The following is an 18,092-nucleotide window of genomic DNA, read 5'->3' on the forward strand; positions in this document are numbered from 1 at the left end:
CCTACGCCTTACTGGTTGTACGGACCGTAGTCGTAGTCCTCCAGCGGAACGGCCTGGCCGGAGCCCGTGCCGAACGGCGAGTAGTCGATGTCGTCGTAGCCGACGGCCGAGTACATCGCGGCCTTGGCCTCCTCGGTCGGCTCGACCCGGATGTTGCGGTAGCGGGACAGGCCCGTACCGGCCGGGATGAGCTTACCGATGATGACGTTCTCCTTGAGGCCGATCAGGGAGTCGGACTTGGCGTTGATCGCCGCGTCCGTGAGGACCCTGGTCGTCTCCTGGAAGGACGCCGCCGACAGCCACGACTCGGTCGCCAGCGAGGCCTTGGTGATACCCATCAGCTGCGGACGGCCGGAGGCCGGGTGGCCGCCTTCCTGGACCACACGACGGTTCTCGGTCTCGAACTTCGAGCGCTCCACGAGCTCGCCGGGCAGCAGCTCGGCGTCGCCGGACTCGATGATCGTCACACGGCGGAGCATCTGCCGGATGATGATCTCGATGTGCTTGTCGTGGATCGACACACCCTGTGAGTTGTAGACCTTCTGCACCTCGCCGACCAGGTGGACCTGAACGGCCCGCTGACCGAGGATGCGCAGCACGTCGTGCGGGTTGGTGGCACCCACGGTGAGCTTCTGGCCCACCTCGACGTGGTCGCCCTCGCCCACCAGCAGACGGGCACGCTTCGAGATCGGGAACGCCGTCTCGTCGCTGCCGTCGTCCGGGGTGACGACGATCTTCTTGGTCTTCTCGGTCTCCTCGATCCGGACGCGGCCGGAGGCCTCGGAGATCGGGGCGACACCCTTCGGCGTACGAGCCTCGAAGAGCTCGACGACACGGGGCAGACCCTGGGTGATGTCGTCACCGGCCACACCACCGGTGTGGAAGGTACGCATCGTCAGCTGCGTGCCGGGCTCACCGATGGACTGGGCGGCGATGATGCCGACCGCCTCACCGATGTCGACCAGCTTGCCGGTGGCCAGCGAACGGCCGTAGCACATGGCGCAGGTGCCGACGGCGGACTCACAGGTCAGGACCGAACGGGTCTTGACCTCCGCGACGCCGTGGCGGACCAGCTCGTCGATGAGCACGTCGCCCAGGTCGGTGTTGGCCGGGGCCAGCACCTTGCCGTCGGCGACGATGTCCTCGGCCAGCGCACGTGCGTACACGCTGGTCTCGACGTTGTCCGCCTTGAGCAGGTTGCCCGCCGCGTCCCGCTCCGCGATCTGCAGCCTGAGGCCACGGTCGGTGCCGCAGTCCTCCTCGCGGATGATGACGTCCTGGGAGACGTCGACCAGACGACGGGTCAGGTAACCCGAGTCGGCGGTACGCAGAGCGGTGTCCGCCAGACCCTTACGGGCACCGTGCGTGGAGATGAAGTACTCCAGCACGGAGAGACCCTCACGGAACGACGCCTTGATGGGCCGCGGGATGGTCTCGTTCTTGGCGTTCGACACCAGACCACGCATACCGGCGATCTGACGCATCTGCATCATGTTCCCTCGGGCGCCCGAGTTCACCATCATGAAGATCGGGTTGGTCTTCGGGAAGTTCTCGTTCATCGCCTCGGCGACCTCGTTGGTCGCCTTGGTCCAGATCGCGATGAGCTCCTGCGTGCGCTCGTCCTTGGTGATCAGACCGCGCTCGTACTGCTTCTGGACCTTCTCGTCCTGCGCCTCGTAGCCCTTGACGATCTCCTTCTTCGCCTCGGGAACGACGACGTCGGAGATGGCGACAGTGACGCCGGAGCGGGTCGCCCAGTAGAAGCCGGCCGCCTTCAGGTTGTCGAGCGTCGCCGCCACGATGACCTTGGGGTAGCGCTCGGCGAGGTCGTTGACGATCTCGGAGAGCTGCTTCTTGCCTACCTCGTAGTCGACGAACGGGTAGTCCTCGGGCAGCAGCTCGTTGAAGAGCGCGCGGCCCAGCGTGGTGTTCAGCCGGAAGCTGTCACCCTGCTGCCACTCCGGCTCGCCCTCTTCCCGTGCAGGCGGGGTCCAGCCACGCGGCGGGATGGTGCCGACGGGGAAGCGGATGTCGACCCTCGACTGGAGCGAGAGCTCGCCCGCGTCGAACGCCATGATCGCCTCGGCGGCGGAACCGAAGGACCGGCCCTCGCCCTTGATGTCCCGCATCTCGCCGTCGGTGGTGAGGAAGAACAGACCGAGAACCATGTCCTGGGTCGGCATCGTCACCGGACGGCCGTCAGCGGGCTTGAGGATGTTGTTCGAGGACAGCATCAGGATGCGGGCCTCGGCCTGCGCCTCCGCGGACAGCGGCAGGTGCACGGCCATCTGGTCACCGTCGAAGTCCGCGTTGAACGCGGTGCAGACGAGCGGGTGGATCTGAATGGCCTTGCCCTCGACCAGCTGCGGCTCGAAGGCCTGGATGCCGAGGCGGTGCAGGGTGGGCGCACGGTTCAGCAGCACCGGGTGCTCGGCGATGACCTCTTCGAGGACGTCGTACACGACGGTGCGGCCGCGCTCCACCATGCGCTTGGCGCTCTTGATGTTCTGCGCGTGGTTGAGGTCCACGAGCCGCTTCATCACGAACGGCTTGAAGAGCTCCAGCGCCATCGCCTTCGGCAGACCGCACTGGTGCAGCTTCAGCTGCGGGCCGACGACGATCACGGAACGCGCCGAGTAGTCGACTCGCTTGCCGAGCAGGTTCTGACGGAAGCGACCCTGCTTGCCCTTGAGCATGTCGGACAGCGACTTCAGCGGACGGTTGCCGGGGCCCGTGACCGGGCGACCACGACGGCCGTTGTCGAAGAGCGCGTCGACGGCCTCCTGGAGCATGCGCTTCTCGTTGTTCACGATGATCTCGGGCGCGCCGAGGTCGAGAAGCCGCTTCAGGCGGTTGTTGCGGTTGATCACACGGCGGTACAGGTCGTTCAGGTCGGAGGTCGCGAAGCGGCCACCGTCCAGCTGCACCATGGGACGCAGGTCCGGCGGGATCACCGGCACGCAGTCGAGCACCATGCCCTTGGGGCTGTTGCTGGTCTGCAGGAACGCGGAGACGACCTTGAGGCGCTTGAGCGCACGGGTCTTCTTCTGGCCCTTGCCGGTACGGATGATCTCGCGGAGGCGCTCGGCCTCCTCGTCGAGGTCGAAGGACTCCAGACGCTTCTGCAGCGCCGCGGCACCCATCGAACCGTCGAAGTACGTGCCGAAGCGGTCACGCAGCTCGCGGTAGAGGAGCTCGTCGCCTTCCAGGTCCTGGACCTTGAGGTTCTTGAAGCGGGTCCACACCTCGTCGAGACGGTCGATCTCGCGCTGCGCACGGTCACGCAGCTGCTTCATCTCCCGCTCGGCACCTTCGCGCACCTTGCGGCGCACGTCGGCCTTGGCGCCCTCGGCCTCGAGCTCGGCCAGGTCGGTCTCGAGCTTCTTGGCGCGGGCCTCGAGGTCGGCGTCGCGACGGTTCTCGATCTGCTGACGCTCAACGGAGACGTGCGCCTCCAGCGAGGGCAGGTCGCGCGTACGGCGCTCCTCGTCCACGTACGTGATCATGTACGCGGCGAAGTAGATGACCTTTTCGAGGTCCTTCGGGGCGAGGTCGAGCAGGTAGCCCAGCCGCGACGGAACGCCCTTGAAGTACCAGATGTGAGTGACGGGAGCGGCCAGCTCAATGTGGCCCATCCGCTCACGACGCACCTTGGCGCGAGTGACCTCGACGCCGCAGCGCTCGCAGATGATGCCCTTGAAGCGGACACGCTTGTACTTGCCGCAGTAGCACTCCCAGTCCCGGGTCGGACCGAAGATCTTCTCGCAGAAGAGTCCGTCCTTTTCGGGCTTGAGCGTGCGGTAGTTGATGGTCTCCGGCTTCTTGACCTCGCCGTGGGACCACTGTCGGATGTCGTCCGCGGTCGCCAGGCCGATCCGCAGCTCGTCGAAGAAGTTGACGTCGAGCACTTGTCGTCAATCCCTCTTTCGGGGTCGTGTCTCAATCATGGTCTGTACGGGTCGGGGGGCCGGCGGAGAGCTTCCGGGACTTCTGTGGAAGCCCTCCGCCAGACCCGTCAGACCTCTTCGACGCTGCTCGGCTCGCGCCGGGACAGGTCGATACCGAGCTCCTCCGCGGCGCGGAAGACGTCCTCGTCCGTGTCGCGCATTTCGATGGACATACCGTCCGAGGACAGCACCTCCACGTTGAGGCACAGGGACTGCATCTCCTTGATGAGCACCTTGAAGGACTCGGGGATGCCGGGCTCGGGAATGTTCTCGCCCTTGACGATGGCCTCGTAGACCTTCACGCGGCCGGTGACGTCGTCGGACTTGATGGTCAGCAACTCCTGGAGGGCGTACGCGGCGCCATAAGCCTCCAGCGCCCACACCTCCATTTCACCGAAGCGCTGACCACCGAACTGGGCCTTACCACCCAGCGGCTGCTGGGTGATCATGGAGTACGGGCCGGTCGAGCGGGCGTGCAGCTTGTCGTCGACCAGGTGGTGGAGCTTGAGGATGTACATGAACCCGACGGAGATCGGGTCCGGGAACGGCTCGCCGGAGCGGCCGTCGAACAGACGCGCCTTACCGGTCGGGAGCACCATGCGCTCTCCGTCGCGGTTCGGGATGGTGTGCTGCAGCAGACCGGCGAGCTCGTCCTCACGCGCACCGTCGAAGACGGGGGTGGCGACGTTGGTGCCCGGGTCGACCTGGTCGGCGCCGATGACCTGCAGGCGCTCCGCCCACTCGTCCGCGAGGCCGGAGACGTCCCAGCCGCGGCTGGCGAGCCAGCCGAGGTGGATCTCCAGGACCTGTCCCGGGTTCATTCGGGACGGGACACCCAGCGGGTTGAGGATGATGTCGACCGGGGTGCCGTCCTCCAGGAACGGCATGTCCTCGATCGGCAGGATCTTGGAGATGACGCCCTTGTTGCCGTGACGGCCGGCGAGCTTGTCACCGTCGGTGATCTTGCGCTTCTGCGCCACGTACACGCGCACCAGCTGGTTCACACCGGGGGGAAGCTCGTCGCCCTCCTCGCGGTCGAAGACGCGCACGCCGATGACCTTGCCGGTCTCGCCGTGCGGCACCTTCAGCGAGGTGTCGCGGACCTCACGGGCCTTCTCACCGAAGATCGCACGCAGCAGGCGCTCCTCCGGCGTCAGCTCGGTCTCGCCCTTGGGGGTCACCTTGCCGACGAGGATGTCGCCGGCGATGACCTCGGCACCGATGCGGATGATGCCGCGCTCGTCGAGGTCGGCGAGGACCTCCTCGGAGACGTTCGGGATGTCCCGGGTGATCTCCTCGGGGCCGAGCTTGGTGTCACGGGCGTCGACCTCGTGCTCCTCGATGTGGATCGAGGAGAGGACGTCGTCCTGCACGAGGCGCTGCGACAGGATGATCGCGTCCTCGTAGTTGTGGCCCTCCCACGGCATGAAGGCGACGAGCAGGTTCTTGCCCAGCGCCATCTCGCCTTCCTGGGTGGCCGGACCGTCGGCCAGAACCTGGCTCTCGACGACCCGGTCGCCCTCGTTGACGACAACCTTCTGGTTGACCGAGGTGCCCTGGTTGGAGCGGGAGAACTTGGCCACGCGGTACGTGGTGTACGTGCCGTCGTCGTTGGCCACGGTGATGTAGTCCGCGGAGACCTCCTGGACCACACCCGCCTTCTCGGCCTTGATGACGTCACCGGCGTCGACGGCGCAGCGGTACTCCATGCCCGTACCGACGAGGGGGGCCTCGGCGGTGATCAGCGGCACGGCCTGGCGCATCATGTTCGCGCCCATGAGGGCACGGTTGGCGTCGTCGTGCTCGAGGAACGGGATCATGGCGGTCGCGACCGACACCATCTGGCGCGGGGAGACGTCCATGTAGTCCACGTCGTCACCGGCGACGTAGTCGACCTCGCCGCCACGGCGGCGGACGAGCACGCGCGCCTCGGCGAACCGCATGTCGTCCGACAGCGGCGCGTTGGCCTGGGCGATGACGAAGCGGTCTTCCTCGTCGGCGGTCAGGTAGTCGACCTCGTCGGTGACGACACCGTCGGTGACCCGGCGGTAGGGCGTCTCGACGAAGCCGAACGCGTTGACCCGGCCGTACGAGGCGAGCGAGCCGATCAGGCCGATGTTCGGGCCTTCAGGGGTCTCGATCGGGCACATGCGGCCGTAGTGCGAGGGGTGCACGTCACGGACCTCGAAGCCGGCCCGCTCACGGGAGAGACCACCCGGGCCAAGAGCCGACAGACGGCGCTTGTGGGTGAGACCCGACAGCGGGTTGTTCTGGTCCATGAACTGCGACAGCTGGCTGGTGCCGAAGAACTCCTTGATGGAGGCGACGACCGGCCGGATGTTGATCAGGGTCTGCGGCGTGATCGCCTCGACGTCCTGAGTCGTCATCCGCTCACGCACGACGCGCTCCATACGCGCCAGACCCGTACGGACCTGGTTCTGGATGAGCTCGCCGACGTTACGCAGACGACGGTTGCCGAAGTGGTCGATGTCGTCGGTCTCGACGACGATCGAGGTGCCGGCGTCACCCATGACGGTCTCGGTCTCACCGGCGTGCAGCTTCACCAGGTACTTGATCGTCGAGATGATGTCCTCGACGGTCAGGATCCCGGCGTCCAGCGGGGCGTCACCGCCCAGCTTCTTGTTGACCTTGTAGCGGCCGACCTTCGCGAGGTCGTAGCGCTTGGGGTTGAAGTAGAGGTTCTCGAGCAGCGTCTGCGCGGCCTCGCGGGTCGGGGGCTCGCCCGGACGCAGCTTGCGGTAGATGTCGAGCAGTGCGTCGTCCTGGCCCTGGGTGTGGTCCTTCTCCAGGGTGGCGCGCATGGACTCGTACTCGCCGAACTCCTCGAGGATCTGCTCGGTCGTCCAGCCGAGCGCCTTGAGCAGGACGGTGACGGACTGCTTGCGCTTGCGGTCGATGCGCACACCGACCATGTCGCGCTTGTCGATCTCCATCTCCAGCCAGGCACCCCGGGACGGGATGACCTTCGCGGAGAAGATGTCCTTGTCGGACGTCTTGTCGATGGAGGAGTCGAAGTAGACACCCGGTGAACGGACCAGCTGGGACACCACGACACGCTCGGTGCCGTTGATGACGAAGGTGCCCTTGTTCGTCATGAGCGGGAAGTCGCCCATGAAGACGGTCTGGGACTTGATCTCGCCGGTCTCGTTGTTCGTGAACTCGGCCGTGACGAAGAGCGGGGCGGCGTACGTGAAGTCGCGCTCCTTGCACTCGTCGATGGAGTTCTTCGGGGGCTCGAAACGGTGGTCGCGGAAGGTCAGCGACATCGACCCGGAGAAGTCCTCGATCGGAGAGATCTCCTCGAAGATCTCCTCCAGACCGGACTTGGTGGGGACGTCCTGTCCACTGTCCAGAGCCGCCTCGACACGAGCCTTCCACGCGTCATTACCGAGCAGCCAGTCGAAGCTCTCGGTTTGCAGCGCAAGAAGGTTCGGAACCTCGAGGGGCTCCTTGATCTTTGCAAAGGAGATGCGCAGCGGGGCGGTGCTGGCGCCGTTGTTCGTATTCGCGGTCGAGGCAGTGCGCGAGGCGGCCAAGAGGGGGTCCTTCCGAGGGCTCGGACTCACTACGCGCGTACCGGTCCCTAGCCGGGCACAGAGAAAGAAATCCCAAGTCAGGGCTATTTCTTTTCACCATGCTCAAGCGAGGGCATGCCCCTGGTGACGGGCAGGAGGCAGCTAACAGGCAGCGCAAAGGGTCAGTGTAGCCACTCGGCCCACTGATGTCCAGTGCGGGTTTTTGGAGACCCTCGTTGTTCTCAACACCTGCTGCAAGCCACGCCCTCGATGCACATCGATACTGCCCTCTTCGCCGCCGATCCATGCCTCGGATCCGGATCGTTGTGACGACGCGTCCTGAGAATTGCGCGCTGCGTGCGGTTCGTCAAGGCCCCCAAGCCCTAACCGGGTGCTGCCATCGTCACTTGCAACCCGCCTTGCTACCCGTCTTGCTGCCCGTCACGGGGAGAGTCGGGCACAACGAAGATCACCATACTCGTCGCGACCGACAGTGCAAGGGAGCCGCCACCGCGCCCCCTCGAACGCGAAGAGCGACCACCCAGATGGGTGATCGCTCTTCACTGCGTCCGCGTTACAGCCCTACGGGAGAGCCGTGGTCACGGCAGTCACTGTGCGGCCGTAGCCGCACAGGGAGACTTACTTGACCTCGACGGAGGCGCCGGCGCCCTTGAGGGACTCGGCGGCCTTCTCGGCGGCGTCCTTGGCGACCTTCTCGAGGACCGGCTTCGGAGCGCCGTCCACGAGGTCCTTGGCCTCCTTCAGACCCAGGGAGGTCAGCTCACGCACGACCTTGATGACCTGGATCTTCTTGTCGCCGGCGCCGGTGAGGATGACGTCGAACTCGTCCTGCTCGGCCTCGGCCTCGACCGGGGCGGCGGGGCCACCCTGGATGGCGACGGCGGCCGGAGCGGCGGCGGTGACGTCGAACTTCTCCTCGAACGCCTTCACGAACTCGGAGAGCTCGATGAGGGTCATCTCCTCGAACTGCGCGAGCAGGTCTTCCTGGCTGAGCTTCGCCATGATGGGCGATCCTTCCACTAATTCGGCTGGTGCCGGATGTACATGTCGGCGGGCGTACGTTGGGCCCGCTTCGACCGTCCGCCTCAGGCGTGCTGCCTCAGGCCACGGTCAATGTGCGAGCCGAATTACTCGGCACCGCCCTGCTCGGCCTGCTTGGCACGAAGCGCCTCCGCGGTGCGGACGAACTTCGAGGGAAGCGCCTGGAAGAGCGCGGCAGCCTGGGACTGCTTGCCCTTCATGGCGCCCGCCAGCTTGGCGAGCAGAACCTCGCGGGACTCGAGGTCCGCAAGCTTCTTGATCTCGTCGGCGGACAGCGCCTTGCCGTCAAGGACACCGCCCTTGATGACGAGAGCGGGGTTGTTCTTGGCGAAGTCACGAAGACCCTTCGCCGCCACGACCGGGTCACCGGTCACGAAGGCAACAGCGGTCGAGCCCTTGAGGTGCTCGTCCAGCTGGACCCCGGCCTCCTTGGCCGCGATCTGGGTCAGCGTGTTCTTCACCACTCGGTACTGAGCGTTCTCGCCGAGAGAACGGCGGAGCTCCTTGAGCTGCGCCACGGTCAGTCCGGTGTAAGAAGTGACAACAGCGGCGTTTGAGTCACGCAGCTTCCTGGTGATCTCTTCAACGGCTGCGACCTTGTCGGACGTCGCCATGAGCCTCGGCCTCCTTCCGGGGTGATGATCCTCGACTGACCTCTCGATCAGCCGCACGTCGCCGGACCGCCTGAATCAGGCACGCGAGGAAGGGGCTCGACTTCAAAACGAAACGCCCCGGCGCAGGCGCACGGGGCGTGAACTCGACCGGACATCCCTGACGGGACGCGGGAGCACTTCCACAGTCACCTACGCGGGTCGTCCGCAGTTCAGCGGATCCTTCGGCCGCCGTGCCCTCGTACGAGCACACAGCAACGACCAGCGGTCTTTGGCTTCTCAGGAAGAGTACGCGACCGGTCGAGTGCCAAGCAAATCCGCCCGGACGGGGACCGTCCGGGCGGATGCTCGACTCTCGGCGTCAGCTCTGGGCGTCAGCCCTCGGCTTCAGCTCTGGGCGTCGGCCATCATCTCGGCCAGGTCCGCGGTGTCCTTGGCGGGCGGGGCCTCGATCGTCACCGGCTCATTGAACTCGAGGAAGGTGATGGTCATGTCGAGCGGGCCCTTGTCGGCGTCGCCCCGCATGCGGAACTGCTTGGTGTGGTCGTCGCCGTCGATCCACATGTCCATCGTGATCTTGTCGACGCCCAGCTTCTCGTACTGCTCGAGGCTCTTCTCGCGCTTCTCGCGGGTCGCCTCGTCCTCGTCCTTGAGGGCCTCGCGGAACTGGTCGAGGGTGACCGTGCCCTTGTAGTGGGTGGTCTCGACGCCGTCGACCTTCTCGGTGCCGACCTTCTTCACGTCCTTGGAGCCGGTCAGGAAGGTGGACTCCTGGGCCGGATTCTTGTTGGCCTGGTTCCCGAGCCCGCCGCCGCCCAGGGCCTTACCCGCGGCCCCGGAGAGGTCGAACTTCATCCACCTCTTGCCGTCCATCTCCTTCGCGACGGCGCCCCCGCCCAGGTACATGGCCTTGTCTACGAGCCTGATCTCGACTTTGCCGTCCGCTCCCTGATCCAGCGCGGTCATCTTCATGCTCATGGCGATGGAGGGCTTCAGACTCATCGCGGCCTCGGCCTCGACGCGGCCCTCCACCGGGACCTTGCCGGTCATCCGGTAACGGAAGGAGGTGATGTCCTCCGTGTTCTTCGCCGCCTTCGCCACGGCCGCGGCGGGCGTCATACGCGGAGAGTCTCCCTCCGCGCTCCCCTTCCCCAAGGACCCGCAAGCGGTCGCGCCGACAGACAGGAACGCGGCGGCAAGAACGGCACCGGCCGCTCTGTGCCGTACGGAGCCGCGTACGGAAAGCATCATGAGTCCCCCCAGGAACATCTGACCGATCAGTGAACAGAGCGCGACCTTATCCCGACCACGCCATTTCGGCGGCCCGGTTTACGGGTCCGGCAACTCGCGGCCTCACGCGGTGGGCTGATTCCGCATCAGGTCCTTGAAGTCGGCGGTGTCGCTCGTCGGCGGCTCCTCGGCGGAGACCTCCACCCCGTAGTCGCTGTAGTACGCCGTCGAGGACATCGAGCCGGTCGCCAGCTCGCCCTTCTCGGTCTTCTTGACCAGAAGGTCGTCGTCGTCGACCCAGATGTCGACCGTTTCGGTCGTCACTCCGGCGTGCTCCAACTGGCGTTTCATGTCGGCCAATTGGCCCTTGGTGAGGTTCGAGTTCCGCCCGGCGAGATCCGCGACGTCCACCGTGCCCGAGTAGTGCGTGGTGTTCTGGCCGCGCACCTTCTCCTCGCCGACCTTCTTCACGTCACCGGAAGCCAGCAGGAGCTTCACCGACTGGTTCGGGGTGGTGTTCTGCATCTGGTCCTTCAGATACGCGCCCGATCCCCCGGCGAGGTCCGCCAGGTCGTCGTACCCGTACCTGATCCAGTGCTTGCCGCCCGACTGCTCGGCGAACTTGTCGCCCATCTTCGCGTAGTAGGCGTCGGGCAGATAGCGGGCCTCCATCGACGTGGAGCCCAGCTGACGCATCGTGTCGGTCATCGTGCCGCCGGTGTAGGTGATCGTCACGGTGCCGGTGATGCCGTCGCCCCAGCCAAGAGCGCCGTCCGCCTTCATGGACATCATCGTGCCCATGGTCGTCGTGGACTCGACCTTGGCGGAGTCGGCCTGGTCGGTGTTCTTCTCCACGGAGCGCAGGGCCGCCATCGGGCCGGCCTTGTTCGTGCCGTCACCGGCCGCTTTGCCGCCGGTCTTGTCACCGGCCGCCTTGTCGCCTCCCCCGGAGTCCGAGCCGCTGCAGGCCGCCACCCCCGTCAGCGCGGCGGTCACCGCGATCGACAGGGCCACGCGACGCACGGTCGTGCTCTTCATTCGTCCCACCCCTATGCGATTCCTGTGCCCCGCACGCTAGCGCAGGCCACTGACACGGATCCGAAAAATCCGTATTCATCAAAGGGACGGGCCCCGCACCTCGAAAGGTTGCGGGGCCCGCTGAGAACACCTACGCGTGCCGGCTTGGCGGCTCGCGGCTGCCGTCGGATCAGACGGCGGCCGGGTCCTCCTCGACGAGGAGGTTGCGCGTGCGGTTCGGGTCGATCGGAATGCCGGGGCCCATCGTGGTGGTGATGGCGGCCTTCTTGATGTAGCGACCCTTGGCGGCCGACGGCTTCAGACGGAGGATCTCCTCCAGCGCGGCGCCGTAGTTCTCCACCAGCTTGGTGTCGTCGAAGGACACCTTGCCGATGATGAAGTGCAGGTTCGAGTGCTTGTCGACGCGGAACTCGATCTTGCCGCCCTTGATCTCGGTCACGGCCTTGGCCACGTCCGGGGTCACGGTGCCGGTCTTCGGGTTCGGCATCAGACCACGCGGGCCGAGGACACGGCCGAGGCGGCCGACCTTGCCCATGAGGTCCGGGGTGGCGACGACGGCGTCGAAGTCGAGACGGCCCTTCGACACCTCGTCGATGAGCTCGTCGGAGCCGACGATGTCGGCTCCCGCGGCGAGCGCGGCCTCGGCACGGTCACCGGTCGCGAAGACCAGGACCCGGGCGGTCTTACCGGTGCCGTGCGGGAGGTTCACGGTGCCACGGACCATCTGGTCGGCCTTGCGCGGGTCAACACCCAGGCGGAAGGCGACCTCGACGGTGCCGTCGAACTTCGTCGTGGAGGTCTCCTTGGCGAGACGCACGGCCTCGAGCGGGGCGTACTGCTTCTCCCGGTCGATCTTGGCGTCCGCAGCGCGGAGAGACTTGCTGCGCTTCACTTCTACTCCTGAGTTCAGGTATGGAGTCGTGGTGCGGACCAGCGCTGGCCCTACCACAGAGGTCTACGGGGTGTGATCAGCCCTCGACGGTGATGCCCATGGAGCGGGCGGTACCGGCGATGATCTTCGACGCGGCGTCCAGGTCGTTCGCGTTGAGGTCGGGCATCTTGGTGGTGGCGATCTCGCGGACCTGCGCCTCGGTGATCTTGGCGACCTTGGTCTTGTGCGGCTCGCCGGAGCCCTTCTCCACGCCCGCGGCCTTGAGGATCATCTTGGCGGCCGGCGGCGTCTTGGTGATGAAGGTGAAGGAGCGGTCCTCGTAGACCGTGATCTCCACCGGGATCACCCAGCCACGCTGCGACTCGGTCGCGGCGTTGTACGCCTTGCAGAACTCCATGATGTTGACGCCGTGCTGGCCCAGCGCGGGGCCGACCGGCGGAGCCGGGTTGGCGGCGCCGGCCTGGATCTGGAGCTTGATGAGCCCCGTGACCTTCTTCTTCTTGGGAGGCATTGCTCTCTCCGGGTCCTAGTGAGAGTTTCCAGCCGTCCGAACCGGATCATCCGGATGGAGGCATACCGCACAACGATAACGGGTATCCATGTGCGGCCAAAAACCGAGCAGGTCAGGCGCTCGCTCGCGCGTTCGCCTGACCTGGTCGGAAGCGTTTGTTCCAGCGGTTGCTAGTTCTTCTGGATCTGGTCGAAGGACAGCTCGACCGGGGTCTCGCGGCCGAAGATCTCGACAAGGCCCTTGACCTTCTTCGAGTCGGCGTTGATCTCGTTGATGGTCGCCTGCAGCGTCGCGAACGGGCCGTCGGTGACGGTGACCGAGTCGCCGACCTCGAAGTCCAGCACCTGGACCTCGACCTTGCGGGCCGGAGCCGGCTTGCCCTCGGCTTCGGCGGCCTCGCGGGCGGCCTTCTCCTCGGCCTCCGGGGCGAGCATCTTGACGATCTCGTCCAGCGTCAGCGGGTACGGGTCGTAGGCGTTGCCCACGAAACCGGTGACACCGGGCGTGTTGCGGACGACGCCCCAGGACTCGTTCGTCAGGTCCATGCGCACCAGCACATAGCCGGGGAGCTTGTTCTGGCGGACGGTCTTGCGCTCGCCGTTCTTGATCTGCGCGACCTCTTCCTGCGGCACTTCGGCCTGGAAGATGAAGTCCTCGACGTTCAGCGAGACGGCTCGCTGCTCGAGGTTGGTCTTCACGCGGTTCTCGTAACCGGCGTAGGTGTGGATGACGTACCACTCGCCGGGCAGCGTGCGGAGCTCCTCGCGAAGGGCGGCGATCGGGTCGACCGGCTCGGCCTCTTCCTCGGCCTCCTCGGTCTCGTCCGAGACGGCCAGGTCCGCGGCGTCCACGTCGACCTCGCGGTCCTCGCCGGACTCGTCCTCGACGTTCAGGGCAGCCTCTTCGGCGGCCTCGCCGGCTTCGGCGTCGGCAGCCTCGAACTCGTCCTTGGCGTCCGCGCCCTCGACGATGTCGAGCTCGTCGTCAACGGACTCGACCGACTCGCCGGCGTCGTTCAGGTTCGGGTCAGACACGGTGGCTGCTTCTTCCTGGATCATGGGGGTGGAACACGCGAAATGGGGCGCCGAGTACGGCGCCCTTCGCGCTTTGCTCAGCCGAAGACGTACTTGGCGGCCTTGTCGAGTCCAAAGTCAATCACAGTCACCAGACCGATCATGATGACAACAAAGACAATCACCACAGTGGTGTATGTCGTCAGCTGACTGCGAGTCGGCCAGACGACCTTGCGGAGTTCCGCGATGATCTGGCGGTAGAAGAGGGCGAGACGCTTCAACGGACCCTTCTTGGCACGTTTGCCGCCCTTGCGGCCCTTCTTCTTGGACTCCGGCGCCTCATCCTGGGCATCAGGCATGTCGATGGAGCCCACGGCGTCCGTCACTCGTCCTCACCTGATTCCGGGTCGTGGCCGTGCCGCGCCCGGTTGAGCCGCACGGCGGGTGCATTGCAGTACGTACATGCGCACACTTCCTGGCGAAGGAGTGTGTAGCAGGGCCGGAGGGACTTGAACCCCCAACCGCTGGTTTTGGAGACCAGTGCTCTACCAATTGAGCTACGACCCTTTGTGTCCCCCTCAACGTACCGCATCGGCCCGAGTGCTCGGTGTGCACCGGGTGAGTGCGGCCGGTGAAGGCCAACGAGGTGAGAGTGTACGTGGTCGGCGGCCGGTCGTCGAACAGGAAGCGTCCGTACGGACTTTGGCAGGGGCCTGTTCAGTCTGTGAAACCCATGTGCCAGGGACGTTTCGGGTCTGGAACGATGGGCCCCATGAGCCCAGCAACCCCTCCCACCGAGCGCCGGGTCTCCGCCCGAGTCGGCGCGATCTCCGAGTCCGCCACCCTCGCCGTGGACGCCAAGGCCAAGGCCCTCAAGGCAGCCGGGCGACCGGTGATCGGCTTCGGCGCCGGCGAACCCGACTTCCCGACGCCGGACTACATCGTCGAGGCCGCCGTAGAGGCGTGCAAGAACCCGAAGTACCACCGCTACACGCCGGCCGGCGGCCTGCCCGAGCTGAAGGCCGCGATCGCCGCGAAGACGCTGCGCGACTCCGGCTACGAGCCCGACGTCTCGCAGATCCTGGTGACCAACGGCGGCAAGCAGGCCATCTACGAGGCGTTCGCCGCGATCCTCGACCCGGGTGACGAGGTGATCGTTCCGGCTCCGTACTGGACGACGTACCCCGAGTCGATCCGTCTCGCAGGCGGTGTCCCGGTCGAGGTCGTCGCCGACGAGACCACCGGCTACCGGGTCTCGGTCGAGCAGCTGGAGGCGGCCCGCACGGAGAAGACCAAGGTCGTCCTCTTCGTGTCCCCGTCCAACCCGACCGGCGCGGTCTACAGCGAGGCCGACACCAGGGCCATCGGCCAGTGGGCCGTCGAGCACGGCCTGTGGGTGATGACGGACGAGATCTACGAGCACCTCGTCTACGGGGACGCGGCCTCCGTGTCGCTGCCGGCCCTCCTGCCCGAGCTGCGCGACAAGTGCGTCGTGGTCAACGGCGTGGCCAAGACGTACGCGATGACGGGCTGGCGCGTGGGCTGGATCATCGGCCCGAAGGACGTGGTGAAGGCCGCGACGAACCTCCAGTCGCACGCCACGTCCAACGTGTCGAACGTGGCGCAGGTCGCCGCGCTCGCCGCCGTCTCGGGCGACCTGGAGGCCGTCGCCAAGATGCGTGAGGCCTTCGACCGCCGCCGCAAGACCATCGTGCGCATGCTCAGCGAGATCGACGGCGTGGTCTGCCCCGAGCCTGAGGGCGCCTTCTACGCGTACCCCTCCGTGAAGGCCCTCATCGGCAAGGAGATCCGCGGCAAGCGCCCGAAGGACTCGGTCGAGCTGGCCGCCCTGATCCTGGAGGAGGCCGAGGTCGCGGTCGTCCCGGGCGAGGCCTTCGGCACGCCGGGCTACCTGCGGCTGTCCTACGCCCTGGGTGACGAGGATCTCGTCGAGGGTGTCTCGCGGATCCAGAAGCTGCTGGCAGAGGCGCGGGACTGACGTTTTTCGTGCTCTGCGCGCGCGTGCGGGCCGTCGACCTACTCACCGTGAGTAGGTCGACGGCCCGCTTTTCAGTGCGAGCAAGACCACTATCGGGGAAAGCGGTACCGGCACGACGGGGACCTGCGGCAGGATCTTGGGATGGAGCACGTACGTGATGTCTCTGAACTACCGAAAGCTCATCTGCACCTGCACTTCACCGGGTCCATGCGGTCCTCCACTCTGCTTGAGCTGGCCGACAAGTACGGCGTACGGCTGCCCGACGCGCTGACGAGCGGGGAGCCGCCGAAGCTGCGGGCCACGGACGAGCGTGGCTGGTTCCGTTTCCAACGGCTGTACGACGCGGCACGGTCGTGCCTCAGAGAGCCCGAGGACATTCAGCGGCTGGTGCGCGAGGCCGCCGAGGAGGACATCAAGGACGGCTCCGGCTGGTTGGAGATCCAGGTCGACCCGACGTCGTACGCGCCTCGTCTGGGCGGGCTGATTCCGGCCCTTGAGGTCATCCTGGACGCGGTGGACTCGGCCGTGCGCGAGACCGGGCTCGGGATGCGGGTCCTGGTGGCCGCGAACCGTATGAAGCACCCGCTGGACGCCCGCACGCTGGCCCGCCTCGCCGTGCGGTACGCGGACCGGGGCGTCGTCGGCTTCGGCCTCTCCAACGACGAACGGCGCGGTATGGCACGGGACTTCGACCGGGCCTTCGCCATCGCGCGCGACGGCGGGCTGCTGTCGGCCCCGCACGGTGGCGAGCTGACCGGTCCCTCGTCGGTGCGCGACTGCCTGGACGACCTGGACGCCACACGGATCGGGCACGGGGTGCGGGCCGCCGAGGACCCGCGTCTGCTGAAGCGGCTCGCGGACCGTGGGGTGACCTGCGAGGTGTGCCCGGCGTCGAACGTCGCCCTAGGGGTGTACGAAAAGCCGGAGGACGTCCCCTTGCGCACGCTCTTCGAGGCCGGGGTCCCTTTGGCGCTCGGCGCGGACGACCCGTTGCTCTTCGGGTCGCGGCTGGCCGCCCAGTACGAGATCGCGCGACGCCATCACGGCTTCACGGACGCCGAACTGGCCGAGCTGGCACGGCAGTCGATCCGGGGGTCGGCGGCGCCGGAGGACATCAAGGAGAAGCTGCTGTCCGGGGTCGACGACTGGCTCGCATGAGCCGCGGTCACAGGCTGACGCCCACCGTCACGGGTTCATTGACCAGCGTGATCCCGAAGGCGTCGTGGACTCCGGCGACGACCTCGCGGGCCAGTGCGAGCAGGTCCTCCGTGGTGGCCCCGCCCCGGTTGGTGAGGGCGAGGGTGTGCTTGGTGGAGATGCGCGCCGGGCCGGTGCCGTAGCCCTTGGTGAAGCCCGACTTGTCGATCAGCCAGGCCGCGGAGGTCTTGGTGTGCCCGTTGCCCGCCGCGTACGCGGGCGGGGTGACGCCGGCGCCCAAACGCGCCTCCACGCGCGCGTGGAACGCGGCGAACTCCTCGTCCGTGAGGATCGGGTTGGTGAAGAACGACCCCGCCGACCACGTGTCGTGGTCCTCGGGGTCGAGGACCATGCCCTTGCCGGAGCGCAGCTTCAGAACGGTCTCGCGAGCGGCCGCGAGGGGCACGCGGTCGCCGGGCTCGACACCGAGGGCCCGGGCCGTCTCGGCGTACTTGATCGGCGCGGAGAGCCCGGCCGCGTCCTCCAGCGCGAAGCGGACGCGCAGGACGACGAAGCGCTCGGGGTCGGCCTTGAACCGGCTGTGGCGGTACGAGAAGGCGCACTCGGCGTTCGCAACGGTGACCGTCTCGCGGGTCTTCCGGTCGTAGGCGATCACCTCGGTGATCGTCGACGACACTTCCTGGCCGTACGCGCCAACGTTCTGGATCGGCGTCGCCCCGGCCGAGCCGGGAATGCCGGCGAGGCACTCGACGCCCGCGAGGCCGGCCTCCACGGTGCGGGCGACCGCGTCGGTCCACACCTCGCCGGCGGCCAGCTCCAGGGCCGTACTGTCGAGTTCGAAGCCGCGCGTGGCGATGCGCAGGGCGGTGCCCGCGAAACCCTTGTCGCCGATGACCAGGTTGGATCCGCCGCCGATGAGCAGCAGCGGAGTACCGGTGTCATCGGCCTCGCGGACGGCGGCGACCACCTCGGCGTCGGTCGTCGCGGTGATCAGGCGTGTGGCGGGACCGCCGAGCCGGAATGTGGTCAGTGGGGCCAGTGGGGCGTCGTGGAGTTCCTGCACGTGCACAAGAGTACGAGAACGGCCCCGCCGGG

The 18,092-nt window shown here is 66.8% G+C and carries 13 protein-coding genes and 1 tRNA gene; 2 read left to right on the forward strand and 12 right to left on the reverse strand.

Annotation, left to right across the window (positions count from 1 at the left end; translation table 11 throughout):
• Positions 1 to 8 precede the first annotated feature (8 nt).
• The 11 genes from FE633_RS12390 to FE633_RS12445 all read right to left on the reverse strand — a co-directional run bounded on the left by FE633_RS12390 (position 9) and on the right by FE633_RS12445 (position 14,407).
• Positions 9 to 3,908, reverse strand: a complete 3,900-nt coding sequence (locus FE633_RS12390; protein ID WP_138045171.1) for a DNA-directed RNA polymerase subunit beta' — start codon at positions 3,906 to 3,908, stop codon at positions 9 to 11.
• Between the two features lie 107 nt (positions 3,909 to 4,015).
• On the reverse strand, positions 4,016 to 7,504 hold the full coding sequence (gene rpoB / locus FE633_RS12395) for a DNA-directed RNA polymerase subunit beta (RefSeq protein WP_138045172.1): 3,489 nt from the start codon (positions 7,502 to 7,504) through the stop codon (positions 4,016 to 4,018).
• Positions 7,505 to 8,122: 618 nt separating this feature from the next.
• Entirely contained in the window at positions 8,123 to 8,506 is a 384-nt protein-coding gene (gene rplL / locus FE633_RS12405; RefSeq protein WP_138045173.1) for a 50S ribosomal protein L7/L12, read from the reverse strand.
• Positions 8,507 to 8,631: 125 nt separating this feature from the next.
• Positions 8,632 to 9,159 carry a 50S ribosomal protein L10 gene (rplJ, locus tag FE633_RS12410; protein ID WP_138045174.1) on the reverse strand — a complete coding sequence of 176 codons (528 nt, stop codon included), beginning with the start codon at positions 9,157 to 9,159 and terminating at the stop codon, positions 8,632 to 8,634.
• Between the two features lie 384 nt (positions 9,160 to 9,543).
• Positions 9,544 to 10,407 carry an SCO4651 family lipoprotein gene (locus tag FE633_RS12415; RefSeq protein ID WP_138045175.1) on the reverse strand — a complete coding sequence of 288 codons (864 nt, stop codon included), beginning with the start codon at positions 10,405 to 10,407 and terminating at the stop codon, positions 9,544 to 9,546.
• Positions 10,408 to 10,509: 102 nt separating this feature from the next.
• Positions 10,510 to 11,424 (reverse strand): SCO4651 family lipoprotein, encoded by a 915-nt coding sequence (locus FE633_RS12420; protein ID WP_138045176.1) that lies wholly within the window; start codon positions 11,422 to 11,424, stop codon positions 10,510 to 10,512.
• Between the two features lie 169 nt (positions 11,425 to 11,593).
• Complete coding sequence (rplA, locus tag FE633_RS12425) at positions 11,594 to 12,316, reverse strand: 50S ribosomal protein L1 (RefSeq protein ID WP_119102618.1); 723 nt, start codon at positions 12,314 to 12,316, stop codon at positions 11,594 to 11,596.
• A 76-nt stretch (positions 12,317 to 12,392) separates the two neighbouring features.
• Positions 12,393 to 12,827, reverse strand: coding sequence for a 50S ribosomal protein L11 (rplK, locus tag FE633_RS12430; RefSeq protein WP_016645192.1), 435 nt, complete (start codon positions 12,825 to 12,827; stop codon positions 12,393 to 12,395).
• A gap of 170 nt (positions 12,828 to 12,997) precedes the next feature.
• Positions 12,998 to 13,861 carry a transcription termination/antitermination protein NusG gene (gene nusG, locus FE633_RS12435; protein WP_138045177.1) on the reverse strand — a complete coding sequence of 288 codons (864 nt, stop codon included), beginning with the start codon at positions 13,859 to 13,861 and terminating at the stop codon, positions 12,998 to 13,000.
• 77 nt (positions 13,862 to 13,938) lie between these two features.
• Positions 13,939 to 14,226: a preprotein translocase subunit SecE gene (gene secE / locus FE633_RS12440; RefSeq protein ID WP_119102620.1), complete on the reverse strand. Its 288-nt coding sequence runs from the start codon at positions 14,224 to 14,226 to the stop codon at positions 13,939 to 13,941.
• Between the two features lie 108 nt (positions 14,227 to 14,334).
• Positions 14,335 to 14,407 (reverse strand) — tRNA-Trp (locus FE633_RS12445).
• Positions 14,408 to 14,612: 205 nt separating this feature from the next.
• Here FE633_RS12445 and FE633_RS12450 point away from each other — a divergent pair.
• Together FE633_RS12450 and FE633_RS12455 are read left to right on the forward strand one after the other, a co-directional pair.
• Positions 14,613 to 15,839: a pyridoxal phosphate-dependent aminotransferase gene (locus FE633_RS12450; protein ID WP_138045178.1), complete on the forward strand. Its 1,227-nt coding sequence runs from the start codon at positions 14,613 to 14,615 to the stop codon at positions 15,837 to 15,839.
• 141 nt (positions 15,840 to 15,980) lie between these two features.
• Entirely contained in the window at positions 15,981 to 16,997 is a 1,017-nt protein-coding gene (locus tag FE633_RS12455; protein ID WP_138045179.1) for an adenosine deaminase, read from the forward strand.
• Positions 16,998 to 17,004: 7 nt separating this feature from the next.
• On the opposite strand, the gene FE633_RS12460 is transcribed toward FE633_RS12455, so the two are convergent.
• Positions 17,005 to 18,060 (reverse strand): UDP-N-acetylmuramate dehydrogenase, encoded by a 1,056-nt coding sequence (locus tag FE633_RS12460; RefSeq protein WP_246113571.1) that lies wholly within the window; start codon positions 18,058 to 18,060, stop codon positions 17,005 to 17,007.
• Between the last annotated feature and the right edge of the window lie 32 nt (positions 18,061 to 18,092).

It is taken from the genome of Streptomyces montanus (genome assembly GCF_005786655.1).
In the GTDB taxonomy this organism is placed as follows: Bacteria; Actinomycetota; Actinomycetes; order Streptomycetales; family Streptomycetaceae; genus Streptomyces; species Streptomyces sporangiiformans.